Annotated in this window: 28 protein-coding genes; 11 read left to right on the top strand and 17 right to left on the bottom strand. The window is 42.8% G+C overall.

Features of this window, described 5'->3' with window-relative positions; translation table 11 throughout:
* Window positions 1–104: 104 nt before the first annotated feature.
* The 8 genes from A3KS_RS0109590 to A3KS_RS0109555 are packed head-to-tail and all read left to right on the top strand — an operon-like array spanning window position 105 to window position 4,279.
* Entirely contained in the window at window positions 105–596 is a 492-nt protein-coding gene (locus A3KS_RS0109590) for a Na+/H+ antiporter subunit E (protein ID WP_026394748.1), read from the top strand.
* Window positions 593–856, top strand: a complete 264-nt coding sequence (locus A3KS_RS0109585; protein ID WP_026394747.1) for an MrpF/PhaF family protein — start codon at window positions 593–595, stop codon at window positions 854–856. The genes A3KS_RS0109590 and A3KS_RS0109585 overlap by 4 nt, the downstream gene beginning before the upstream one ends.
* Window positions 853–1,155, top strand: a complete 303-nt coding sequence (gene mnhG / locus A3KS_RS0109580; protein ID WP_035355841.1) for a monovalent cation/H(+) antiporter subunit G — start codon at window positions 853–855, stop codon at window positions 1,153–1,155. Before A3KS_RS0109585 ends, mnhG begins: the two co-directional genes overlap by 4 nt.
* Window positions 1,152–1,697 carry a Na(+)/H(+) antiporter subunit B gene (locus tag A3KS_RS22575; protein ID WP_051355784.1) on the top strand — a complete coding sequence of 182 codons (546 nt, stop codon included), beginning with the start codon at window positions 1,152–1,154 and terminating at the stop codon, window positions 1,695–1,697. Before mnhG ends, A3KS_RS22575 begins: the two co-directional genes overlap by 4 nt.
* Complete coding sequence (locus A3KS_RS0109570) at window positions 1,687–1,950, top strand: Na(+)/H(+) antiporter subunit B (RefSeq protein ID WP_035355838.1); 264 nt, start codon at window positions 1,687–1,689, stop codon at window positions 1,948–1,950. The genes A3KS_RS22575 and A3KS_RS0109570 overlap by 11 nt, the downstream gene beginning before the upstream one ends.
* Entirely contained in the window at window positions 1,943–2,332 is a 390-nt protein-coding gene (locus A3KS_RS0109565; protein WP_026394744.1) for an MnhB domain-containing protein, read from the top strand. The genes A3KS_RS0109570 and A3KS_RS0109565 overlap by 8 nt, the downstream gene beginning before the upstream one ends.
* Complete coding sequence (locus A3KS_RS0109560; RefSeq protein WP_026394743.1) at window positions 2,332–2,685, top strand: NADH-quinone oxidoreductase subunit K; 354 nt, start codon at window positions 2,332–2,334, stop codon at window positions 2,683–2,685. Before A3KS_RS0109565 ends, A3KS_RS0109560 begins: the two co-directional genes overlap by 1 nt.
* Complete coding sequence (locus A3KS_RS0109555; protein ID WP_026394742.1) at window positions 2,678–4,279, top strand: complex I subunit 5 family protein; 1,602 nt, start codon at window positions 2,678–2,680, stop codon at window positions 4,277–4,279. Before A3KS_RS0109560 ends, A3KS_RS0109555 begins: the two co-directional genes overlap by 8 nt.
* On the opposite strand, the gene A3KS_RS0109550 is transcribed toward A3KS_RS0109555, so the two are convergent.
* From A3KS_RS0109550 to A3KS_RS22565, 3 genes are read right to left on the bottom strand one after another with little or no spacing between them, the layout of a single operon-like run.
* Entirely contained in the window at window positions 4,276–4,506 is a 231-nt protein-coding gene (locus tag A3KS_RS0109550; RefSeq protein WP_035355835.1) for a FeoA family protein, read from the bottom strand. The genes A3KS_RS0109555 and A3KS_RS0109550 overlap by 4 nt on opposite strands.
* A complete protein-coding gene (locus A3KS_RS22570; protein ID WP_051355783.1) occupies window positions 4,482–5,258 on the bottom strand; it encodes an HD-GYP domain-containing protein in 777 nt (258 codons plus the stop codon). Before A3KS_RS22570 ends, A3KS_RS0109550 begins: the two co-directional genes overlap by 25 nt.
* Window positions 5,259–5,285: 27 nt before the next feature.
* On the bottom strand, window positions 5,286–6,338 hold the full coding sequence (locus A3KS_RS22565; RefSeq protein ID WP_051355782.1) for a GGDEF domain-containing protein: 1,053 nt from the start codon (window positions 6,336–6,338) through the stop codon (window positions 5,286–5,288).
* Between the two features lie 390 nt (window positions 6,339–6,728).
* On the opposite strand from A3KS_RS22565, the gene A3KS_RS0109535 reads away from it, so the two are divergent.
* Both A3KS_RS0109535 and A3KS_RS20715 read left to right on the top strand, forming a co-directional pair.
* Window positions 6,729–6,998 (top strand): hypothetical protein, encoded by a 270-nt coding sequence (locus A3KS_RS0109535; protein WP_026394740.1) that lies wholly within the window; start codon window positions 6,729–6,731, stop codon window positions 6,996–6,998.
* 145 nt (window positions 6,999–7,143) lie between these two features.
* Entirely contained in the window at window positions 7,144–7,743 is a 600-nt protein-coding gene (locus A3KS_RS20715; RefSeq protein WP_051355781.1) for a hypothetical protein, read from the top strand.
* 109 nt (window positions 7,744–7,852) lie between these two features.
* Here the strand turns inward: A3KS_RS20715 and A3KS_RS22560 are convergent, their stop codons facing one another.
* From A3KS_RS22560 to A3KS_RS22555, 6 genes are all read right to left on the bottom strand, one after another.
* Entirely contained in the window at window positions 7,853–10,777 is a 2,925-nt protein-coding gene (locus A3KS_RS22560; RefSeq protein ID WP_051355780.1) for a methyl-accepting chemotaxis protein, read from the bottom strand.
* Between the two features lie 284 nt (window positions 10,778–11,061).
* Complete coding sequence (locus A3KS_RS0109520; protein ID WP_026394739.1) at window positions 11,062–11,673, bottom strand: methyltransferase family protein; 612 nt, start codon at window positions 11,671–11,673, stop codon at window positions 11,062–11,064.
* Window positions 11,674–11,784: 111 nt separating this feature from the next.
* The gene (locus A3KS_RS0109515) at window positions 11,785–13,188 is read right to left on the bottom strand and encodes a HAMP domain-containing sensor histidine kinase (RefSeq protein ID WP_026394738.1); all 1,404 of its coding nucleotides are present in this window, start codon (window positions 13,186–13,188) and stop codon (window positions 11,785–11,787) included.
* Window position 13,189: 1 nt separating this feature from the next.
* Entirely contained in the window at window positions 13,190–13,888 is a 699-nt protein-coding gene (locus A3KS_RS0109510; RefSeq protein ID WP_026394737.1) for a response regulator transcription factor, read from the bottom strand.
* A 56-nt stretch (window positions 13,889–13,944) separates the two neighbouring features.
* On the bottom strand, window positions 13,945–14,241 hold the full coding sequence (locus A3KS_RS0109505) for a GNAT family N-acetyltransferase (RefSeq protein WP_026394736.1): 297 nt from the start codon (window positions 14,239–14,241) through the stop codon (window positions 13,945–13,947).
* A 33-nt stretch (window positions 14,242–14,274) separates the two neighbouring features.
* Window positions 14,275–15,438, bottom strand: a complete 1,164-nt coding sequence (locus tag A3KS_RS22555) for a GGDEF domain-containing protein (protein ID WP_051355779.1) — start codon at window positions 15,436–15,438, stop codon at window positions 14,275–14,277.
* 270 nt (window positions 15,439–15,708) lie between these two features.
* Between A3KS_RS22555 and A3KS_RS0109495 the strand changes: the two genes are divergently transcribed.
* Entirely contained in the window at window positions 15,709–15,939 is a 231-nt protein-coding gene (locus tag A3KS_RS0109495; RefSeq protein ID WP_026394735.1) for a hypothetical protein, read from the top strand.
* A gap of 44 nt (window positions 15,940–15,983) precedes the next feature.
* Here A3KS_RS0109495 and A3KS_RS0109490 read toward each other — a convergent pair whose 3' ends face one another.
* The 8 genes from A3KS_RS0109490 to A3KS_RS0109455 form a co-directional block, all read right to left on the bottom strand.
* Window positions 15,984–18,260: a diguanylate cyclase gene (locus tag A3KS_RS0109490; protein ID WP_026394734.1), complete on the bottom strand. Its 2,277-nt coding sequence runs from the start codon at window positions 18,258–18,260 to the stop codon at window positions 15,984–15,986.
* Window positions 18,261–18,542: 282 nt separating this feature from the next.
* Complete coding sequence (gene phoU, locus A3KS_RS20700; RefSeq protein ID WP_051355778.1) at window positions 18,543–19,274, bottom strand: phosphate signaling complex protein PhoU; 732 nt, start codon at window positions 19,272–19,274, stop codon at window positions 18,543–18,545.
* Window positions 19,275–19,291: 17 nt separating this feature from the next.
* Entirely contained in the window at window positions 19,292–20,050 is a 759-nt protein-coding gene (pstB, locus tag A3KS_RS0109480) for a phosphate ABC transporter ATP-binding protein PstB (RefSeq protein WP_026394733.1), read from the bottom strand.
* A gap of 8 nt (window positions 20,051–20,058) precedes the next feature.
* The gene (gene pstA / locus A3KS_RS24145; protein ID WP_026394732.1) at window positions 20,059–21,264 is read right to left on the bottom strand and encodes a phosphate ABC transporter permease PstA; all 1,206 of its coding nucleotides are present in this window, start codon (window positions 21,262–21,264) and stop codon (window positions 20,059–20,061) included.
* A complete protein-coding gene (pstC, locus tag A3KS_RS0109470; protein WP_026394731.1) occupies window positions 21,265–22,146 on the bottom strand; it encodes a phosphate ABC transporter permease subunit PstC in 882 nt (293 codons plus the stop codon).
* 94 nt (window positions 22,147–22,240) lie between these two features.
* Entirely contained in the window at window positions 22,241–23,080 is an 840-nt protein-coding gene (locus A3KS_RS0109465) for a phosphate ABC transporter substrate-binding protein (RefSeq protein WP_026394730.1), read from the bottom strand.
* A 229-nt stretch (window positions 23,081–23,309) separates the two neighbouring features.
* Window positions 23,310–23,984 carry an ABC transporter ATP-binding protein gene (locus tag A3KS_RS20695; protein ID WP_084504946.1) on the bottom strand — a complete coding sequence of 225 codons (675 nt, stop codon included), beginning with the start codon at window positions 23,982–23,984 and terminating at the stop codon, window positions 23,310–23,312.
* Window positions 23,974–24,840: an ABC transporter ATP-binding protein gene (locus A3KS_RS0109455; protein WP_341349838.1), complete on the bottom strand. Its 867-nt coding sequence runs from the start codon at window positions 24,838–24,840 to the stop codon at window positions 23,974–23,976. Before A3KS_RS0109455 ends, A3KS_RS20695 begins: the two co-directional genes overlap by 11 nt.
* Between the last annotated feature and the right edge of the window lie 72 nt (window positions 24,841–24,912).

Here is a 24,912-nt window from a genome sequence, read left to right as displayed (position 1 = left end):
TTTCACGATACTGTGACTATCAGAAAATTCGTTGACATCAAGTTCTTGCCTTGATTATAATGAAATAATCTCATGGTTATCTTCGCAACGTTAAAGGAGTTCCTATGAAAAAAATAATTCACACGCTTATTCTCGTTTTGATCTTTACCGGCATCTGGCTTGTTTTAAATGAAAGTCTTGCTGTTTCACAGCTTCTCATCGGCCTGTTTTTTTCAGCAGTATCAATTCTCTTCACCAATCGTTATCTGCTGGAAGATGATTATCTCGATGCCTACGCCATTAAACCCGAAGTTCTTTTACATTACAGTCTGTATTTATTTATCCAAATTTATCAATCCGGCTTTGCCGCAATTCTAAAAATTATTAAAGGTGAAGACTCTGTCAAAATCATTACATATGAAACCTGTATGAGTAATGAACTGGGGATCTGTCTGTTAGCCAATGCCCTTACCCTGACTCCCGGTACTGTCACAATTGACAAGAACGGTCACCAGCTCCAAATCCTGGCTTTTCAGGATGAAAATGCCTTCACCGATATTACTGAAGGTAAGACCTGTTCCCCCTACGAAATGATTTTAAGGAGGATGGACCATTGACCTTTTTAGAAACAGCTCTATTTGTCATTGCTATCTACATTGCTCTAGTCCTTGTTCGGGTCATTTTGGGCCCCACCATTTGGGATCGCCTGCTCGGTTTGAACGCCATTTCAGCCAAAATTATCATGTCCATCGTCATTTTTTCAATCATCACCGAACAGCCCTATTTGCTGGATGTAGCCTTGGTTTACGCACTGCTGGGATTTATCGGTACAGTCTTGATTGCCCGCTTCATCGAAAAAAAAGGAGATATCTCATGATCGATTTACTGGCTTATCTGCTCATCACCATCGCGCTTATTTTTATGGCTTTAGGGGTCATCGGCTTGTTTCGTTTTAAAGATTTTTACTCGCGGATTTTAATTTCTGCAAAAATCGAAACGGTTGGTTTTCTGACAATTATGATCGGTTTTACGATTTTATCCGGGCTCAGCTATGCTGCCATGAAAATTCTGTTGATTACGCTGATGGTGATGATCACCAACCCCTTGTCCACCCACGCCATCGCCCGGTCGGCTTTTTTAAGCGGTTATCCCATTAATCAGGAGCCCCGACGATGACCGAAAATATCTTTTTGATCACTCTGGTTGTTCTGGCAATTATCGCTTTGAATACCAAAAAACTGCGGCGGGCGGTGGTCTATCTGGGTGTTTTTTCGCTGGTTAGTTCCTTTGTTTACCTGCTCTATGGTGCCCCGGATGTGGCGATTGCCGAAGCCATTATCGGTAGCACCATCACTACAGTTTTATATTTGGTGGCACTGCGTAAATATCAGGTTTTTTCTATTTACTATACCAGCAACGTCAATGATCAAGATATTAAACGCCGTAAAAACAATTCGGCCTTTTTAAATAATCTGGAAGCTTTTTTGATTAAACGGGAAATGGAACCACAGATTATCTATTCAACTAATCCCATTGAGACGATTCTCAATCAGGAAAATTTTGATCTGGCCATCCATCATTCCGAGCAGGACATTCAGGTTTATGGTTGTGCTGAGGACTATCAGCTTGATGCCGTTGAAGAATATTTACTCGCGTACCATGGTGATTTGAACATCCACCTGATTCGATGTGCGGAAGGAGCAGATAATGAAGCGTAGAGTCATTACCATGATTTTTACCATGGTCCTTGCCGGTCTGGTGCTTTTTATTAATTTTGATGCTAATCTGATGGCTAATCCGCTCATCGCAGATTTTTATCTGGAACATTTCAATGCCGACACCCATACCCAAAATGCGGTGGCTGCGATCTATCTGAATTACCGGGTATTTGACAGTATTTTTGAAACCCTGATTCTGCTGGTTAGCGTTTCAGCCGTCATAAATTTTTCCTGGAGGCGCACTGATGACTGACCATTCTGAAATTATTTCCCGCATGACTGGACTTTTATATCCTTTCATTTTATTGTTCGGATTTTACATTATTTTAAACGGCCATGCCAGTCCCGGTGGCGGATTCCAGGGCGGTGCCGTACTGGCTTCAGTTTTTATCACCCGATATCTGGTCGAGCCGGATCGCTGCATCCGCTTAAAAACCTTAAAAACGGCGGAAAAGACACTTTTTGTCTGCATTATTCTTTATCCGGCCCTTTTTTTATTCGCCACCACCACCAACCACACCGAACTGATGAATCTGATCTATCTTGTTGCGATGAATTTTTTAATTGGCTTAAAAGTCTGTAGTGGTTTTACCATCATTTTTTTTCGATTTGCTTTTTATGAAGGGGGTATTTAATGATATCTATTAACGGAGAATCCATCAGCATTCTACTTTTTTTTGTGGGTGTTCACGGCCTGATTGCCCGAAGAAACATTATCAAATCGATTATGTCCATCAGTATCATGCAAGTGGCTATTATTTTGTATTTTATTTCTGCCAATACTGCCCCGGGAAGTGTCCCACCGATTGGCGATGTGGCCCAAACCCTACACGTGGCTGATCCGCTCCCCCAGGCCTTAATGATTACAGATATTGTTATTGGTATTGGGGTAACAGCAGCTAGTTTGACCATGTTTATTCACCTCTATCATCGTTTTGGCTCCACCAACTGGCAAAAGGTTATGAAAAAAAGGAATCACCATGATTAATTTGCATTGGGTTATTTTATTACCGATTATTTTAGGCACCATCGTTAAGTTGATTTCCATTAAAACCGCAAAAAAAATCATGGTTCTTTTTCAGTCAGCTTTATTGATTTCTGCAACCATGATCTTTATTGAGGTGCGTAAAAATGGCACCGTCCTGGAAAATATTGGTGGCTGGCCAGATACCATCGGGATCACCTTAAGGGCCGATCTACTGGCCTCTGCCATGGTTCTGCTGACCTGCTTTTTATTTCTGGCGATGGTAATCTTTGTTCACAATAAAAATTATGCCGACCACCTTTTTTTCTTTCTTTTTCTTAGTCTGGAAAGCTTGATTATTGGTATCTTTCTTTCAAATGACCTGTTTAACATTTTTGTTTTGATTGAAGCCGCCACCCTGATCATCACCGTTCTTATCATGTATAAGAAGGCCAATGTCGCTATTTATGATGGCATGATGTATCTTCTGATCAATGTCGTGGCGATGTCATTTTTCCTGATCGGTCTGGGCATGCTTTATAAAAAAATTGGCGTTCTTGACTTCTATGCCTTGGAAACAGCACTCAGCCAGGTCAAAGACCCCCAAAGCCTGATTCTGCCCTATGCCTTTATGATTACTGCGGTTAGTTTAAAAGCTGCTTTAATGCCACTTTTCAGCTGGCTGCCGAAGGCTCATGGTACCCCCAGTGCCCCGTCAGTGGTTTCGGCCATCTTATCCGGATTATATGTTAAAACCGGTATCTACGTATTTCTCCGGCTGCAGATTGCTTTTTCCCCCCTTATTGATACCTCCGAACTTTTTGTGATCCTCGGGTTAATCACTGCCATCGTCGGTTTTATCCTGGCCTTAGCTCAAAAGGATATTAAATTGCTATTGGCTTATTCAACCGTTTCTCAGATTGGTGTCATTATGATTGGTCTTAACCTGGACAATCCCATGGCTTACTGGGGCGGACTCTATCATCTGATGAATCATGCTATTTTTAAATCAACCCTGTTTCTTACAGCCGGGATGATCATCTCCGAGTACCAGACCCGGAACCTTGCCGAGATTAACGGTGTTTTTAAACACATGCCGGCCGTCGGGGTCGCCACTATCTTGTCTATTCTGGGGATTATTGGTGCCCCACTATTTAATGGCAGTATCTCAAAATATTTGATTGCTTCTGGTTCAAGCGGAACCTGGATCGAATCTGGACTGATTCTGATTAATCTGGGAACCATTGTCGTCTTTATTAAATATGGCCAACTTCTTTTCGGCAGTTCGGGCAAAAAAGAAACCGCTGACTCCGATATTCTGGAGAAAGCGGTGGTCTTAACTCTGAGCATGTTGTGTTTTCTCGGTGGTATTTTTGGCAGCGAGCTGATCGCCATCCTTTTTAACGTCAAATTGACTGTCGATCGATTGTCTTACAGTATAAAAATGCTACTTTTCATTGGATCTATATTCCTGGGTATCCTTATTTATCGCGGCTTATTCAAAAAAACAAATCGTCTGGCTTTCATTACTTCATTTGAACTTGGCTTTAATGAAATCTGTCTCTCGATCACCTTATTTTTTGCTTTTATGGTTGCCTATTTAAAGCTAACACTTTAATGATATTTTGCCGTCACCACTTGTATTTGCGAGGCTATCTCATATCCCAGTGCCAATTGACTGCCCAATAGTTCAATGGTCATGGGACCCTGATGCTCTGTCGAGATTACCTTGAGAAAGGCGCCCTTAATCAAACCCATGCTGTAAAGCCTTTTAGCTAAGGCTTCCTCCACGCTTAGATTTTTTACAACAACCGTACTTCCTATTCGGCACATGGATAATGGCATATTTCTCTCCTCATTTCTAATCGCTCTGTTAATTCCCGTTTGGGATAGCTGTATTTCTTGATAAGATCACCTAACACAAAAACGATTTGTCGATCCAGCAGTAGGGGTGACTCTTTTTTAATTTCCTGAAAAGCCAACTCATAACTCAGAGCCTCCCTATAATTACGCTTACTGGTCATCGCATCAAAAACATCAGCGACCCCTACAATGCGTTCGTATTGATGAATCTCATCCCCGCATAAGTGATTTGGATAACCGCTGCCGTCTAAACGTTCGTGATGATTATGGACAATTTCAATACAGGGTCCAGGCAACCAGTTCTCGTTTCTGAGTACCTGAAACCCGATTTCTGAATGGCTTTTGATCACATCAAATTCGATTTCACTCAGTTTACAGGGTTTGTCCAAAATCTCTCTGGGTAGAAAGAGTTTGCCGATATCATGAAGTAAGGCCCCCACCCCTACTTCAGTGATTTCTGATTCCTTTAAACCCAGCTCTTTAGCAAGACCCATGGCTAGCAAAGCGGTTCGGATTGAATGTCCCGGCAGGCAATTGCTGGCACAGTTTGCATTCCGATACTTTTCGAGATCTCTGAATGATGCATCTTTTAGTTTTACAATCATCCGTTTCAGATAGGTCCTGAATTTATCGGTAAATATTTCCTGATTACCAGCTAAGCCATACAATCGGTACACTTCGTTTAAATATTGTGAAAATACATATATATCACGGGATGCTTTTTTTTCAGTCATCTGAATATCCTTTCATTGCATTAGACCTTATTTGAATTGAGCGCTGGTAACCCGGTTCTTGCCGTTTCTTTTTGAATAATAAAGCAGTTCATCTGCCTGATCCACCAACATGGTCTGTTCCCCCCGATTCAATGCCACCGTTGAATGACAAACGCCGGCAGAAAGGGTGATCCTCATCTTTTGATTATCAAATTCAAAGGGGTATTCCGCAACAACAGTACAGATCCGTTCGGCGATTCGCTGACCAAAGGGTTCCCCAGTTCCCGGTAGTAACACTGCAAACTCTTCACCGCCATATCGGGCCCCGATGTCTGAGGTGCGAAGCTGTTTTTTAATAATCTGTGAAACCTCCCGGATAACATAATCTCCAGAGAGGTGGCCATAAACGTCATTGACTGCCTTAAAATCGTCAATATCAAGGAGGATCAAAGTAATTGGTGCGTGTTTTTCAGCAATCACTTCCAGCGACTGATAGAACGCCTGATGATTAGATAAATCAGTCAGAAAGTCAGTGGTCGCCCGGTATTCCAGTAACTGATTTTTATATTCAATTTCTTCCATGGCATAGTGGTTTCTTTTGTACACATCACTGATAAGTTGATTCAGTTCACCCACAAAAAAACTGAAACCAATCAGGAGTCCCCCCTGAAATAAAACAACACCCAGCGGGAAATATCCGTTTAATATTCCGACCGCCAGATAACCAAGGGTTGTCAGCAGACCATGGATAATACTTTTAGTGCGATGATTGGCCAAACTGGCGGTTAAGATAAATAGACAAAAGATTGGCAGAGTAATAAAGAAGTAGTTTTCCAGATAAATACTGCAAATGGAAATTAAAAGAATATCCATGATGCTCTGAAAATATCCACCTAACATGCTTTCCAATTTTAGTATTTGTCTGGTGGCAAACAAGTATAGTTCAAAGCCAATATAGATCCCGTAAATAACCAGCATCACCGTCATCATTCCCGCCATTGTCTGGGAATAAACGTGATAAACCAGTACCATTAACACCATAACGGTATGGATCCCCATGTATATTTCAGTGAAAATATGATCCTTTTGTGTATTCTCCATCGACGACTCCTGCTTTTTCATGATTAGTCTAAACTCGTTTACTACAAAACACGGAAGTTAGCATTTCCTAACTTCCGTGTTTTAGTATACCATTCTGTTTTTCTTTTATCAAGTGCTTTTATTAATTGTTTCTCCATAAGCTTTTCAAACGATCGTTAGCTATAACTTGTTTTCTGATTGGGTTATCTCATCCACAACGCTTAATTCTTTTAATATTCTTGCCAGAATTATGCTGTTTCATCGTTTATCCTAAAGTAATTTCGAAACATGGCGATATTAATAGTATGAACGAATGAGCAAATAAATCAGACCATTTCTGATCCAAACCACACCGACTAACCAAGTCTCCCTTTACAAAAATTATTACTTTAAAACAGGAGGTTCATAAAAATGAAGTGGATAAAAGACATAAAAGCAAACACCCGGCCATGGTTGGCTTTTTTATCCGGGTTTGTGGCGAGCACCTCTGATGAACCAGATGATACCGCCATAATTAATGCGTACTTTGCGACTTACCTGCAAAATGTGGCCGCTGATCAACTTAAACCAGTTTCCTGCGAAAATGATCTTTCATATAAAAAACACATTGACAGCTGTGAAGTTGACGCCAAACATTCTGAACCATTAAGAGCCCTGTCACCCTTAAAACAAGTACTATAAAAAATGTCCTTTCAGTGTAACGGCTGAAGGGACATTTTTTATCGAATCTGTTATTATTTATAAAATAATGTTATTTTTAGCTGAATTTTGTCGATATAGTTTAGAGAAGCACGTAACTATTTTAATATTTAATAAGGAGGCTGTTATGAATACCAATGCAATTGATGCAAACAAAGCTCTGAATCAGGCGATTCAGACAAAAGGCGTTACGCAAAATGCCGACGTTAAAGTGGAGCCCGAGACTGCTGACAAAGTGCAACCAGTTGTGCAAAAACTCGACTCCATCGAACTTGGCACCACAACTTCTGAAGACATCGGAACCTACACTGTCGACCGTAAAAAGATAGACGAAATCAAGGCGGATTTTGCCCGTAATACCGAGTCATTCAAGAAAATGGTTGAAGCCATGATTGAAAAGCAAGGCAAGAAAGTTAATCAGGTTCTAAAAGATCTGGCCGAAGGAAAAGACGTCGATATCACAATCGATTCTGAAACCCAGGCTGCCGCCCAGGAAGCGATTTCTGAAGACGGTTATTTTGGGGTTAATAAAACATCAGAACGAATTGTCGATTTTGCCAAAGCCCTCTCCGGTGGTGATAAGAGTAAGCTTGAAACCCTCCGAAATGCCTTCAAAGAAGGTTTTGAAAGCGCCAAAGAAGCCTTTGGCGGAGAACTTCCTGACATCTCCCAACAGACTTATGATAAGGTCATGCAGGGTTTTGATGATTGGGCCAAAGAAGAATAAACCTTTTTACCTGACGGTGTTCCCATTTACCCGAGATAAAGCACTTTTATCGACAAAAAGACAAGGAATTTTTTTCCTTGTCTTTTTGTTTTAGTTTTTACTTGGTATTTTATCTTTTAAGTTTAAATCGTGAGATCATTTCCTTGAGTAACTGAGACTGCCCCGATAATTCTTCGCTGGCTGCCGCAGATTGTTCGGCTGTCGCGGTATTTCCCTGAACAACCTGGGATACTTGATCTACGCCCAGATTAATCTGGGTAATATTGGTGGCCTGATCATTGGATGCTTCGGCAATTTCCTGAACTAATTGAGCAGCCTTGGTAATTTCTACCACAATTTCTTCCAGAGCATTGGCTGTTTCATCAGCGATGGCGGTCCCGTCTTCCGTCTTTTTCACTGAGCCTTCAATCAGAACAGTGGTTTCTTTGGCGGCTTCGGCACTTCTGGCAGCCAGGCTTCTGACCTCTTCCGCTACCACAGCAAAGCCCTTGCCATGCTGACCAGCTCTGGCGGCTTCCACGGCAGCATTAAGGGACAGGATATTAGTCTGGAAGGCTATATCATCAATGACCTTGATGATTTTTGAGATATTTCCTGACGCCTGGTTGATTTCATCCATCGATTCCTGGAGCTGGCGCATACTGTCATTACCTTTTTGAGCTTTTTCCTGGGCGGTGGTGGAAAGCATATTGGCTTCGCTGGCCCGTTTGGCGTTATCTTTAGTTTTATCCGCTATTTCATCAATGGACGAACTCAATTGCTGGATGGCGGCGGCCTGTTCGGTGGAACCCTGAGCCAGCATCTGACTGCCATCGGACACCTGAGAAGCCCCGGCTGATACCTGATCTGCCGCTTCGTTCATATCTTTTAAGATTTCATTGAAAGATTCGATAATGTGGTTAAGCGCCGTTTTAATTGGTTCAAAATCGCCCTTATAGTCACCCGTGATGCTGACCGCCATATTTGAATTGGCCATCTGGTCGAGAATGTCAGACACTTCATCAACGACTCCCTGTAAGAAGTCCAGAGTACTGTTCAAGGAATCTTTGATGGCTGAATGCTCGCCCTTGTATTCCCCTTCCATTCTCAGTTTCAGACTGCCATTGGCCACTTCTTCCAACACGGTATTGGCTTCCTGTATCGGTGCCACCATCGCATCCAGAGTAGCGTTGATACCGGCCACAATTCGGGCATATTCACCGCTGTGTTTGTAGGTGTCGGCCCGGGCGTTGAGATCACCGGCAACTGCCGATTCCACCAGACTGTTGGTGTCACCCACCAGCATTTTGATACTATCAAAGGTCTTATTTACAGAGTCTTTAATGACTGCATATTCCCCTTTATAATCGCCTTCCATACCCTGGTCAAGATTCCCCTGAGCCATTTCTTCGAGCACCCCGGAGGCTTCTTGGATCGGTTCTGCCATGGCATCCAGGGTGGCATTGACCCCAGTGATGATTTTGGCGTATTCACCCTGATGTTTGGATTGATCAGCCCGGGTGTCCAGCTCGCCGGCGACGGCAGCTTCAACGAGACCATTGGTATCGCTGACCAGCATTTTAATGCTGGCGAAGGTCTTGTTGACGGAGACTTTGATGGCGGCATGTTCCCCCTTGTAATCTCCCTGCATATCCTGTTCAAGATCCCCTCGGGCCATCGCCTCCAGAACGCTGGAGGCCTCTTTAATGGGCTCGACAACCGCATTCAGGGTCTGGTTGACCCCTGCAATAACCTTTTGATAATCGCCACTGTATTTTGAAGCATCAGCCCGCTCATCCAGCCGGCCTTCAACCGCTGCGGTTACTAACATATTGGTGTCTGTTACCAGCGTTTTGATCGCTCCCTGGGTATCCTGTAAAGCCGGTCCAACCTGATCATTATCACCAACCATGATAATTTCATCATCCAGATTCCCCCGGGAAATATGCTCGAGTTTGTCGATCAGATTATCTTGAACATTCTGCTGCATGGTCGCCACCGCTTTAAGCATCGTACCTATTTCATCCTGCCGATTAATATATTTACCAGCATTAGAATGTGCATTGTGTCTAAAATCAAAGCCAGCCAGCCGGTTTAATTCCTCGGTGGTTGCCACAATCGGTTTGGCGATGGTGCCACTGATCAGGAATACGGCGAAAGCTGCGGCAATAATAGCCAGTATGATCACCGTAATAATCGTATTTCTGACTTCCGCTACCTGGGCATCCAGCTCAGCCTGATCCATGGCCACTGATAAAATCCAGAGGGTGCCTTCTACCGGTGCAAAACCAACCAGAAAATCTTTTCCTTCCAGGCTGTAGTCTCCAAAACCCGGTTCCCGGGTTGTCATCTTACTACGCACCAGTTCTGCCAATTGAGCATAATCCGGATTTTCTTCGTCAGCTTTGGCAAAGTTAAACTGCTGTTTGACCAGATCGAGATTCGCGTTGCCCACCGCAACCCCATCATTGTTGATCAGCGAGCCAAAACCAGTTTCACCATAGGTCACCTCACCGACAATGCTACTTAGTGTTTTCCCTTCTTTTCTTCCATAAAGAACGGCTGCAATCGCACCATTCTGATAGACTGGTGTTGCAAATAGTAATACCGGCTCGCCAGTTACCCGACTGATGGTAATATCAGACACCGTAGGAACGCCGGCAGCAGCTCCTTTAAAATAACTCCGATCGGCGACATTAACCACATCTCCGGCAGCACTCTGAGTGACGCCATTGCCAGCCAGATCTGCTAAAACAAAGGCATCATAACCTACTCTTGCTGCTTCCGCCTCAAAAAAGGCCACCCGCTGTTCCTGAGCCACGGCCGGATCCAGAATAATTGAATTTTGAGATAGACTTTCCATATAATTCAATTGGGTATTTATTCTGGCTTCAATGTACCTCGCCTGGACCTCCGCCATATTTTGTAATTCTTCATGAGCATCCTCCTCCAGAACGCTGGTGAACTGGTTGACGACAACCACCCCTAAAATACCTGTGACTGCCAAAATGAGTGCGGTAAACAATGTGATCAGACGTAATCGGATTGACTTCATAGTTTCCCCTTCCTTTTCCCTTTTTATAATTTAATTTCAATTAGTTTCTACTTAGCTTAGCGAAGCACTTTGTCAATAAAATTTAAACAAACTTGCTGTAATAATATACCACTTTTAATTTCATGTAAACGTTATTCGCTAATTTATATAGATTTCATTGTTATTTTTTCTAATGCTCGCTTATTATATGGTTGTAAATTACTAAAAGCAATGGCAAAACAGCAAAAAGACAGGTAAATACCTGTCTTTTTGCTGTTTTGCCATGTTATAGTTCTATTGACATATTAAATAAGATGCGGAATAAACATCTTTGTATCCTCCATATAATTTTTATAATCTATTCCAAATTCTTCAATCATATCCTGTTCTTCTTTTTTTGCCAGCCGTACATACATAAAAACCATCACCGGATATAGAATCAACAAGGGTAAGGTAGCCCATTCCACCATCATCCCAAAGGATAATAACAGCAAACCGGTATACTGGGGATGACGGATGTATTTGTAAATCCCAGTTTCCACCAGGGTTCCCGTTCCGGTTTCCCGGGACCAGTATTTTTTGTAAATATTGTACCAGCCATTCATAATTAAAAAGATGCCGACTGTCCCACAGGCAATATTAATATACATCCCCCAATAACCGATGGTATCAAAAAGCGTGTGGCCCCATAAAACCCCTTCGGGAAGATTTTTTCCAATCAACCAGGAAATCACATACATACTGAAGGGAATCCCATGCATTTCGATGGCAAAAGCGATCACGAACGCAAGATAGGTACCCGCCGGCTTCCGATCCATTTTTTTATAAAATGGCATGAACAACAAGATCACGCCATAAAGTACCGCAAAGAATACAACCCCAAACCAATTATAAAAATGACTATCCAATGTTTCCAATTTCTCAACCTCCAAATTTTAATGGAGTCACATAAAAAGCTTCATGTAATCCCTTGCTATTACTATAGCAAGCGATTCATACATGAAGCTGTTGTTAATCTTAACTCGATCTTAACTCTTTGGTAAAAGCAAAATGAATTCACTCCCGACCGTGTTCTCAATTGCCAGTTTGATGGATCCGCCATGAGCTTCCATCACTTTTCTGACGATGGCTAAACCCAAACCGGTCCCCCCGTTTTCTGAAGACCTGGCCGGATCGCCCCTAACAAAGGGCTCAAAAACCTGATCGCTTAACTCCATGGGGATTCCGACCCCATTATCCTTAAAACGAATCTCAATTAGTCCGGGATGATTTAACATAGTCAGGTCAATCCGGGTGCCGACGGGGTTATGGTTGATGGCGTTATCAACAAGATTTTCAAACACCCGACTCATCTGCTGTCTGTCCACTGTTGCCGTAATCTCGTGATCGGGAAGCTCGAATTCATAAAAAAATCCGGCGCTATCCAGACCTGCCACGGCTGCACCCATTTGTTCCCGCAGATATTCAACGAAATCCAGCTTTTCCCTAACTAATATGTAGTCCGAGGCTTCCATTTTAGACAGTTCAAACAGATCGCTCATCAGGCGGTTAGCCCGACTGCTGTTATTATAAATCGTGGTCAGATAAGTCCGCAATTGTTCGGTGGTCATTTCTTTTTTTATTAAACAGAGTTCTGCGTAGCCCATAATACTGGCCAGAGGATTTTTGAGATCGTGAGAAATATCCAAAATCAGCTTCTTCCGATTTTCCTCGCTTTGTTTTCTTAAAGCAATTTCTTTTTCAATTTCATCGGCCATTTCATTAAAAATGGTTTCCAGTTCTCCGAATTCATTATCCAGATTCAAGTCAACCCGTGATGTATAATCCCCTGCTTTTAACCGGCTGGCACTGCTGCACAACTTTTTAAGGGGATTAATGATACTCAGTGAGGTCAGCTTTGAATAAATAACCGTACTGATTCCCAATAAAATTAAGTAAAACAAAATGATGGCAAGAATGACGCCGACAACCCCCTGGGTATCCACCGATGAAAAATCAGGATTATGAACAATCGCAAAATCAATGCGAATGGAGGTGGGAAAGGTTACCACTAACCAGAATTCCGCTCTGGGATTATAAGCAATACTGTAACTATAGGGGTTACCCTTGGCGTGACTGGCGGTTAAAAAGTCGGTGAATGTTTCCGGGTTTAACATCTCTGGTAAATTGTTAATTCCCTGGCTGAAAATGACCTCGTAATCTTTAGTGACCACTTGAACCCCACCGCCATTTACCAGCACTGGCTCCACGTCCATAACTGACAGGTCATCCGTCATGATTTTTGCTGCGGTGTAGTTGTGATTGACCAGATTTTTGGAGATCACATCGCTGGCAAAGCTTAACAGCGTCACTGCAAAAACACCAATCAGGGTTGAGATTAAAAACATCAGGATATAGTCTGCGACAAAGCGATTTTGAATTCTTTTTTTCATTCTAGGGAACCTTGGGTAGTTGGAATTTATAGCCAATTCCGCGAATTGTCTTGATATACTCCGGATTTCTGGGGTCCACTTCTAATTTGTTGCGCAGTCGGCTGATATGAACCATGATGGTGTTATCATCATAGTAAAGCTCTTCTTCCCAAACCTGCCGGTAGAGCTGCTTTTTAGTAAAAACCTTGTCCGGGTTTTTCATTAAAAACTGCAGTATCAAATACTCCTTGGCGCTGAGTTCTACCAATACGCCATTCACATAAAGACAACAGCCATCCTCGTCAAGATATAAGTTCCCGACATTCAGATGGGACTTCATCATCTGATTATTATCTGAGTATTCATAGTTACGTCTGAGCTGGGCGCTAACCCGGGCAATGAGTTCGGCTATACTGAAAGGCTTGACCAGATAATCATCACCGCCAAGACCCAACCCCAGCACCTTATCCATTTCGTTTCCCCGGGCGGTCAGAAAGATAACCGGCATCTGACTGGTTTCCCGGATTTTTCGCAGCAGATTAAAGCCATCCAGCCGGGGCATCATCACATCAAAAATCCCTATATTGATTGAATTACTTCTAAAAATCGCCAAGGCTTCCAAACCATCAACAGCAGTAAAGACGGTATAACCATTTTCTTCAAGATGAAGTTTTAAAAGGTTTCGGATATCGTTTTCATCTTCAGCAACTAAAACATTCATATGAAACTCCCTGAGTCAGTTTATTTTTACTTTTCAATAAGCTAATTGTATTTCTGTCATTTTGTTGATTCGTCGTTACTGACTAAAAAAACATCCCGATAGTCCTGATTTTCAGTCAGCACCTTTTCGGCATAGGAGCAGTAAGCGATAATTTTCAGCTTGTTTTCCCGGGCAAATGCCACCGCCTTGGCCACCAGCTTAACCCCAAGTTCCTGCCCTCTGAGTTCTCTGGTCACATAGACATGCTCGATAATAAATAGCTCACCTTCAATATGATAATTCAATAAACCGATGGGTTCTTCTTCGTTGGCACCCATATAAAATTTATTTTTTTGTTCATGAATGGTTTCCATATAATCCTCCTGTTAATTTCTTATTTATAATTTTTATTGACAAAATTCGACCCGGTTACGACCATTATTTTTGGCCAGATAAAGGGCTTGATCAACCTTCTTATAACTCGTTAAAAAGTCCTTTTCACAATCCAGACTGGCAACTCCAATACTGAGGGTTATCTTAATCGAATGTGAATCGACCGCTATCGCCATTGTTTCAATCGCGGTTCTCATTTTTTCGCCGATGGCAATGCCTTCTTTGATCGGGGTTTCAACGAGCAAAATAATAAATTCTTCGCCCCCCCATCGACCAATACGATCGCAAATCCGCAATTCTTTTTTTACCAGAGCAGCTATTTCCTGAAGAACGATATCTCCGACCGGATGCCCATATTGATCGTTAATTACCTTAAAATTGTCGATATCCAGTAATAATATGCTGCTCGAATGACGATACCGTTTCATTCGCTCAATCTCCTCATTAAGAAGTTCAATCCATTTGCGCCTGTTAATGAGTCCGGTCAGATCATCGTAGTAAGCCACCGATTCCAGTTTTTTCTGTTGATCCAGAATCTCCCGTTTTTGCAGGATATTACTTCTTTCCGAATACCAGATTAGCGTTGTGGCACAAATACCAATTGCCACAAAGACCAGCCCATTGAGGCGATTACTGGTTAAAACTGCCGGTTCAGTCTGGTATTGAGCAATGGCAATAAAAAAGAAAATGTATGCCACCAGGTATTGGAGAAACGCATCGATGGGCCGGTTGAGGATGAATACTCCAATAATCGTACACACCAGCAGAAATGGCGTGATATTACTGGTAATCGCCTGATCAACCGTCACCAACGCAATCCCGAAGACCAGAATGTACATAAAAAATATATTCTGGATAATCTTCGTATTGAACAGACGATTTTTTTTGCGGTTGCCATACATTGTTATCAGACACATCAGACTGACCCAGATTGCACTTACGCTATGAAGCATCACAATGCGATTGGCCCACCATGTTTCGACTGACGTCGTCGGTTGAAACGCAAATGACAAGATTGCAATCACTGTCAGATTCACCAGCAGGGTGACTAATTCAAAGCCGATGATCCGCTGCATATTCTTTGTCAGCATTTCATTTTTTACTGTTCGATTTAAAATGCTGTCTTCTTTTAGAAATTGAATTAATTTTTTAAATAGCGGTTTTTCTGAAATCGCCACTTTTATACCTTCTTCCTTTCATTTATTCAAGTGTTCATCCGAATTGTTTAACAAACCGGATATACCTGTTCGTTACTTTTTGATATTCTTGATGGTCAGGATTCCTCATTTCAATAATTCTATTATACCGTCTGTCTGACAAAAAAGCGAAAGATTTACACTTGATAATAATTAAATCGATTTTAATGTCACGTGTTTAACCGGTTGCATTAAAAATTTGACCATGTTATACTTAAGAGAAGAATCATTTTAAATAACAGGAGAACAAATATGGAAGAATTAAGTAAACTAAGCGACGTTGAACTCAAAAATAGAATGGCCAAATTAAAAGAAGACCTAGAAGATGTTGAAAATGAACGCAGCTTTATTTTTAAGCAATCCGGGATGCATGTATCAAGCGGAAAAATTGTCGCTCAAATGGAAGAATTTGACGCCGAATCGAAAAAACTCAAAGAATTTATCACCGAGTGCGACGAAGAAATTAAAAACCGAAGTCTTTAAACATGTCCAAGGGGTTTATTAACCCCTTGTTTTTTTGCGCTAATTTATTTCTTTATTGTATTCACTCGACACATCTCTTGTTCGACTCGGTTTCTGCCCCGTTCTTTGGCCTGATACAGGGCCAGATCAGACCTGAGCAGCAATTCATCAATGGTTTCATCTTTTCGCAACTGGGCGACTCCAAACGAACAGGTCTTCTTTCCAACTCCAATAAAATAATGTGCAGCCACTAATTCCCTTAGTTTTTCTGCCAGAACGGTTGCCCCTTCCAGATCTGTATCGGTGCAGATAATAATAAATTCTTCACCACCCCAACGACCTAAAATATCTGTTTTCCGGATACCCTTTGTCAGAATTGCCGCAATCTCCATCAATACCTGATCCCCGACTAAATGACCATATTCGTCATTCACCAGTTTAAACATATCAATATCCGCCATAATCACTGATAAATAGTCGGACTCATCCTTTTCTTTCATCAGCACTTGATCAATTTTACGACGATTATAAAGACCCGTGAGCTGATCTTTTATAGCCAGATCTTTTAGTTCCTCTTCCAGTTTTTTTCGTTCAGTAATATCGCGTTCGATATGAAGAACCCCAATTGCATTTTTATTCTTATCTTTGAGTACATTCGCATTGGTTTCACAGTAAAACAAACTACCGTCTTTTTTAACCATCAGATATTCTGCCGCACCCGTTAAATGACCGTTGATCATTTCAGTCATAAAATAAATGGCTTTTTCGTGATAGCTCTCATGAACAAACTCCAGAATATTCCGGCCAATCATCTCATCGGGCGAGTCATATCCCCACATTGCCACCGATTGAGCCGTAACAAATTCAACCATTCCGTCCATCGATGAAATAGCAATGCCGTCCGGTGATGTTTCAATAATGGTCTTCAGTTTTTCTTCACTGCTGCGGAGCGCTTCTTCAATATATTTTCGCTCAATAATTTCATCCTGCAGGCGCCGGTTTGTTTCAATTGTTTTAGCATGGGATTCTTTCGCTTCGGTGATATCCCAGTTTGTCCCAATCATGCGGACCGCATTGCCTAAATCATCATACTGTACAGTAGCCAGGGCCCGGATATTGTGAATGGAAGCATCTCGCCAGACAACCCGGAACTCAAAATTATACTCCGTTTTTTCCTGAATAGCCCTATTTAGCTCTTTATTCAACGGTTCTAAATCATCTGGGTGTATCGCTTTTTGCCACACTTTATCTTCAACCCAATAATTTTTTGCTGGCAAATCGTACAATTCCAGCATTAAATCATCAAATAGCATTTTATCCGATTTGATGTCCCAATCCCAAATTCCGACCCGACCAGCCCGAGTCGCCAAAGTAAGCCGGGTTGACGTCTGATTGAGTTCTTCTTTCGCTTTTTTCTGATTAGAAATGTCGAAAATAACACCATTCCACAAACTATCACCATTAGCTAAAAAAATAGGTTCTGACTCAATCCGTATCCACCGGATTTCTCCCCCAATCAGACTGCGTCCCTCCCATCTGAAACTCTCAAGACACAGATTAGCCTTTCGATTTGCTTCATCCAAAGCAGCCCGATCATCCGGATGTATTTGACCATGAACCGATTCCGGGTTATTTAAAACGTCTTCTTCAGTCAGGCCCAACATTTCACAAAACCTCTCGCTACAGTATTCAAACTGGTTTTCTCCTGAGGTCTTGATGCGCATGGTATAGATCCCGACTGGAATTCGCTGGACCAGCTTATCATATCGGGCATTGCTCTCTAATAAATCCTGCTCTGCTTTTTTACTCTCAGTAACCGTCCAGACAGCTTCCATTAGCAATGTAATATTAAGAATATCAGATTCATTAAAATCGGTTTTTTTATTGGCCAATCCCACGACCCCAACAATTTTTTTATTCTTGAAAATTGGCACCGTCAAAAAATTTGTCAACGGAACATGTCCTTTGGGACATCCCTTTTTCAGCGGATTTCTTTCCTGATAGTCATTCATTACAATGGGCCGCCGCTGTCGCACTGCTTCCCCCCAGATGCCGGTTTTATCTAACTTATAGGTCGTTTCCTGTTTTTCGACCTTACAATCTTTCATGACCTCCACCGACCAAGTATTCAAAACAAATTCTTTCCGATCTTCATGATAATGATAAATATAGCCAATCTGACTTTCTGTCAGTTCAATGGCCTGTTTTAAGGCATAATCCAAAAATTCCTGAATGGAATCGGAAGGATGCTGCAGGATATCCACCAGCCTTCTTAATCTTTCTTCACTGTCTTTGTTACAATTACTTACTGTTGTAGCATTTCGTGCATCCTTTTTATTCATTTTATCTTCCAGTCCTTTTGAAAAAATTCAATCCGGAAATGACTCAATCAAAATAATTAAGAATCATTTTCTGCCTATAATAATTATAATCAGACTTCGATGAAATTACCATACTTTTATCCGCTTTCCGCTTATTTATTTCAACCCGATCACACTTCTTACCTAAGTACTTAATTTACCCAAATCAGCGCGATTTTATCAAATAAGCTTCGATTTACTAAATAAAAAAAGCCGGAAGAGTTAATTCTCCGACTTTGTCATGTGATTATTTCTTGAAAGCGCTTATTCCGTCAAATTTTCATTTTCGATGGCATTGATCTTTTTTTGTAGTGCAAGGGTCTGTTCAATCGTTTCTTCATCCAAGTCATTGAAATCAATATAGTCACCGGTGACAATATAGAAGACTGTTTCAAAAATATTGGTAGCATGATCGCCAATCCGCTCCAGATAACTACCAACAAAAATGAACACTGAACCCTGATGGATATTTTTAGTATTATCAATCATATAGGCCAGACAGTCATGATGGATCTGAATATTCAGCGCATCAATCTCGTCTTCCAGATCCACCACTTCTCGTAAGCAGGTGATATCTTCGTGAACAAAGGCTTGCATCGACAGCTTCAATAAGGTTTGGGCCAGCTCACAGGCCCGGGGAATATCGATAAGTCGCTTCATATATACAACATCTGACAACTCCAGTACCCGCTTGGAAATATTCACCGCCAGATCGGCAATCCGTTCCAGATTGGTAATAATTTTATAGGTAGAAGCCAATCGTCGCAGATCGGTGGCTACCGGACCCTGGGTGGCAATTACCTGACTAACCACCAGCTGCAGTTCGATTTCTTTGGCATCCACCAGATCATCCCGCTCAATTACCGAACGGGCCAACTCATTGTTTTGGCTTTTTAAAGCTAAAACTGAATCTGACAGCATTTTTTCAGTCATTGCCGCCATCAGCAGGATCTGATCTTTGATCATTCTTAATTCTTCGTTAAACTCTACTCGCATGGTTTATTTTCTCCTTATCAACCGAAACGTCCGGTAATGTAGTCCTCTGTCCGTTTATCATGGGGGTTCGTGAAAATTATCGGGGTGTCATTGAATTCGATCACCTCTCCCATCAAAAAGAAAGCGGTTTTATCAGATATTCGCCCGGCCTGCTGCATCGAATGGGTGACAATAATAATGGTATAATCTTTTTTTAAACTAGACATCAGATCTTCGATCTTTGCTGTCGCAATGGGATCCAGGGCCGAGGTTGGTTCATCCATTAAAATAACTTCCGGATTCATGGCAATGGTCCGGGCGATACAAAGCCGCTGCTGCTGACCACCGGACAGCCCCAGAGCCGATTTGTTCAGCCGATCTTTAACTTCATCCCAGAGAGCCGCCTTCATCAGACTTTCTTTGACCAGGTTGTCCAATTGATTTTTGTCCTTCATTCCCTGACATTTAGGGCCATAGGCAATATTTTCATAAATACTCATCGGAAAGGGATTGGGTTTCTGAAAAACCATTCCCACCCGGGTCCGTAAATTAATGACGTCGATCGGACCGTTAATATCTTTTCCGTCAAAAATAATTTCACCCTTTATTTTTACCGAATCAATCAGATCATTCATACGATTGAGACAACGCAGGAAGGTTGACTTGCCGCAACCGGAGGGGCCGATAAAAGCAGTTACTTCCTTTTCACGAATTTCCATATTGATTGATTTCAGGGCCTGGAAATCGCCATAAAACAAATCCAGATTTTTGGTGTTAAACTTTATATTTGTGTCCATATTACTCCTCATTTTTTATTAAAGACATCCAACTTGTCGGAAGTGACACGGGACAAGATGTTCAGTACAATAACAATTACAATTATGACTATTCCAATGGCACAGGCCAATTCGATGTTACCTTCTTCTTTGGCCACATAGTAGGCTTGGACCGTCAAAGTACTGCCAGGCGAAAAGAGGGTTCCCGGAATTTGTGCGACCGTTCCGGCGGTTAATAATAACGCCGCCGACTCCCCGACTACCCGGCCGATACTAAGCAACACCGCTGTGGCAATACCGGGTACCGCACAGGGCAGCACCACCTTGAAAATGGTTTGAAGCTTGGTGGCTCCAAGCGCCAGTGAACCTTCCCGAAAGGCCATTGGCACAGTTTTGAGCGCTTCTTCGGTACTTCGAATGATGACTGGCAGCAGAATGATGGCCACAGTCAAACTTCCCGAGATCAGCGAGATTTGAAATTTCAGCGCGACCACAAAGAACGCCATCCCAAACAAACCAAATATAATCGATGGAATCCCGGCCAGACACTCAGCCGCAAATCTTATCATGTTTACCAGTCTTCCGGGTTTAGCATATTCGGTCAGGTAAATCGCTCCAAATATCCCCAGCGGCAGTGCCACAATAAGCGACAGTAAGACCATATACAGGGTAGTGATAATGTTGGACTTAATCCCACCGCCGGGTTGGACGACTTTTATTTTCAGTTCACCGGATTCAGCCGAAATTGTTTCTGCCACCTCAGCCAGGGTCAAACTGGTAAAATCATTGCCATTGATACTCTGTAAAATATAGTCGGTGCCGATCGTGATACTTTTTCCGGTTGAGTCGATGGCACGATTAAACGGCGAGTCTTTTTCAATATAGGTAATCACAAACTGCTCCCGCTCGGTGCTGTGATTTTTATAAGCGACCTTAGCAATGGCGGCGCCAATATTTTCCACATAAATGGGTCCTTCTAAGTGTGTTTCATACCGTTTATCATAGGGATTCTTTCCGTTTAAGGTTTCTTCGTCAATGGTTAGCGGCACATCGTTGGACTCAATAAAGGCATAAACCACATTTTCGTTGAAATCCCGGGTCAGAAAATCCCAGTTAACCAGCCCAATTCCTTTGATAAAAATGAATCCGACAATAAAGAGCAAGACGCTTAAGGTAATGCCGGTGGCCAGATAAATAACACCTTTAATTAAACTATCTTTTGCTTTTCTTCCCATCTAACTGCCTACCTTTGCCTTAACCAGTTTATTCACTGCCAGATTAATGATCATAATGAAGATAAATAATACCACCCCGGTTGAATACAAAAGTTCTTGATGAACTCCGGAGGCATAGCCCATTTCCAGGGCAATGTTGGTGGTCAGGGGCCGAATCTGATCAAACAGACTGGTGGGTATACCAGCGATGGGATTGCCGCAAACCAGCATGACGGCCATGGTTTCGCCAATGGCCCGGCCAATCCCCAGAATTACACCGGTCATAATACCGGATCGGGCGGCCGGCAGCACGACCTTGAAGATGGTCTGGATTTTAGAAGCTCCCAGCGCATAGGAACCTTCCCGATACTCTTTTGGAACCGCACTGATGGATGTCTCCGAAATGCTGACCACCGTCGGCAAAATCATAATCGCCAGAACCAGAATGGTCGCCAGTAGAGATTCGCCCTGAGCCATCGGTGAAATTTTCAGCACATAGGGAACGATGATTCCCAAACCAAAAACCCCATATAAAACCGATGGGATCCCTGCCAGCAATTCCACCGCAAAGCGGATCATCTTGCCAATCCGGGAACCAGCCAGTTCGGATATATAAACCGCCGTGAAAATCGCTACTGGCACACCGATCAGAATGGCCCCCAGTGTCGCAAAAATGGATCCCACGATCATATAAAAGATCCCAAACATGTTTGAACCCGGTCGCCATTCAACGCCGGTTAAAAAATCCCAAAGGGAATAACTATTAGAAATAAATGGTTTAAGTCCATTGAAAAAAACGAAAACTGTAATCGCCAGAACACTGATTACAGCTACGAAAGCACAGATCAGAAAAAAGCCTTCGATGATTGTCTCTTTTTGTTTCTTACGTTTAATTGCCTGCAAAATAAACGCTCCTTTTCCTACCCATGCTGGTCGCCTGTCATGGGATTATTTTAATGAAGAGAGACTCCTTTTCAGGAGTCTCAGTTTTCTGATATTAAACTGCGATACCGCCGTGTTCTTCAACAATTGCCTGTCCCTCGGTGCTCATCAGGAAGTCAAGGAATGCCAGAGTTGCATCATCAACCTTAGATTCATCGTACATTGCCAGGAAAGGTCGTGAAATTGGGTAGGTTTTGTTTTTAACATTGTCCACAGTCGCTTTCACGCTATCAACATCGATCGCTTTAACGGTTTTGTCAACAAAGGTTAATGAAACATAGCCAATCGCATTAGTATTGCCGGCTACCGTCGTTTGAACGTTTCCGTTACCTTCTTTAATGGTGGCATCGGCTTTCAGTTTTTCTTTAAAACCAACTAGTTCTTCCACTGCATCTCGGGTTCCTGATCCATCTTCCCGGGAAACAACGACGATGGGGGCATCGGCTCCGCCAACTTCGTTCCAGTTGGTGATTTCACCCATGTAGATTTTCGCTACCTGGTCTTTGGTCAGATTTGTTACCGTATTGGCCGGGTTTAACACCACTGCGATTCCATCATAGGCAAAGATCAGTTCGGTTAAGCTACCCTTTTCTTCGGTTTTTAATTCTCGCGATGCACAGCCAAAGGAATAGGTACCAGCAGTTGCGCCTTTAATTCCATCAGATGAACCCGTGCCACTGTAAGTGAACTTGGCTTCCGGATTTAAGGCAGTAAATTCTGAACCGGCAGCATCAATAATTTTCTGTACCGATGTGGAACCGCCACCGTTGATTTCGCCTGAAATGGCCTCTTTAGTTGTTGATGTTGTCGATCCTGAAGAACCGCATCCTGCCAGGGTCAGTACCGTTGCACCGATTAACAGTGATACTAAAACTTTTTTAAAACTTTTTGACATTTTTTTCTCCTTCATATTTCCTTAATTTTCGTTGTTTGCATGGCTATCTTACCAAATAAAAAACGATAAAAGGTTTTGAGAAGGTAAAGAGATTGTTAATACTCTGTTAAATAGATTGTGTTTAAATTCCTGTTGTCGATTACAGCTGTCCAAAGACAAAAAAGGCAAAAACACGCTGAATTTTCAGCCTGCTTTTGCCTTTTTGATTTTCTCTTCACTGCAGATAAGATTATTCCAGCTGAGTGACCAGGACACCTCCTTGCTGAGTATTAAAATCCTCAATCTCACTTTCACAATTTTTTTGGACCGCTTCCAGATCAATGACTCGCTCACAAATGCGTTGAATCAGCTTTTCTTCATGGCTGACAAGCAGGATTCCCATGTTTCGTTCCTTGGCCAGGGCCAGAACCACTTCCCAAATCTGGGCCTGGGTGATGGCATCCAGCATCGTTGTCATTTCATCGGCAATGATAAACCGGGTATCTGGTGACAAGGCTCTGGCAACGCAAAACCGCTGTAGTTCACCGCCGGATAATTCATTGGGCCAGCGGTCCATCCAGCTTTCTTCAATCCCCAGCCGATAAAGTAATTCCTGATCAACCTGCCAGCCCTCATTTACTGAATCGCGAATGCGCCATCTTGGATTCACTGATTTTTCGGGATGCTGAAAGATCAGCTGGACCGGATTATAGCCTGAGACCGACCCTGCTTTTCCATTTAGCTTGACCCGTCCTTCCCAGGGCACTTCATACCCGGCCAGAACCTTGGCAAGGGTTGTCTTGCCACAGCCGCTGTTGCCCGTTAAACCGACTACTTCGCCGGCTTCAATGGTTAAACTGAGCTGTTTGAAAATCCAGTTGTTTTTATGATAGCCAAAGCCCAGATTTTTTGCTTCAAGTTGCATGGATACACCTCACTTGTCCACCTCGGAGCTCTGCCATCTCCGGTTTGCCGGCACCACATGCGGCGGTTCTTAATTGGCAGCGGGGTTCAAATAAGCATCCGCTGGGCAGATCCGCCGGGGTCGGTTGAAACCCGGGAATCGGTGTGAAATCATTCTCCGGCAAAGCTTTCCACAAGGCCTTGGTATAAGGATGCCGCAACGCTTCACCAGTATTTGTAAAATCTTCAATCGGTGCCACCTCAACAGTGGTGCCGGCGTAGAACACCGCAATCCGATCGGCAATTTTCATGGCGGCCTCAATGTCATGGGTAATCATCAGCACGCCACAGCCCTGATCGGCCAGTTCTTTGAGGTGGGATAAGGTTTCTGCCACCACTTCCGGGTGCAGTCCCGGCGTTGGTTCATCAGCAATGATCAGTTTAGCACCGCCACTGACCGCGGTTGCCACCAAAACCCGCCGGGCCATTCCCCCGGATAGCTGAAAGGGATATAAAATTCCGGCTGCTTTTGACAGCTGATAACGCTGAAATATTTGCTGTTGCCGTACTTTGGCATCTTTTGTTTTGATGGTATTTTGGACCTGTTCACCAACCTTCATTAGCGGGTCCAGATAATTGACCGACTGCGGTATCAGACTAATTTCACTGCCCCGGATCGCCTTTTGGCGTTCGCCAGTCAGCGCTTGGCCATTATAGATCATCGTCCCGGAAACCTTGGCATTGGATGGCAGGATCCCCAGAATGGCATGGGCCAGCAAGCTTTTTCCTGATCCACTGGAACCGACAATGGCCACAACTTCACCGCTCCTGACATTGACATTTAAATCGCAGATAACTTCTAGATTCCGCTGCTTCATGCCGCTCTGATACTGAATAAACGAAACGGACAGGTTTTCCACCACCAATAGGTCGTTCCTGCTGGTACCGGA

Origin of the sequence: Acetobacterium malicum subsp. dehalogenans DSM 11527, from assembly GCF_000472665.1 — a bacterium.
Lineage (GTDB): Bacteria > Bacillota > Clostridia > Eubacteriales > Eubacteriaceae > Acetobacterium > Acetobacterium malicum.
This window is presented reverse-complemented; position numbering and strand designations above follow the sequence as displayed.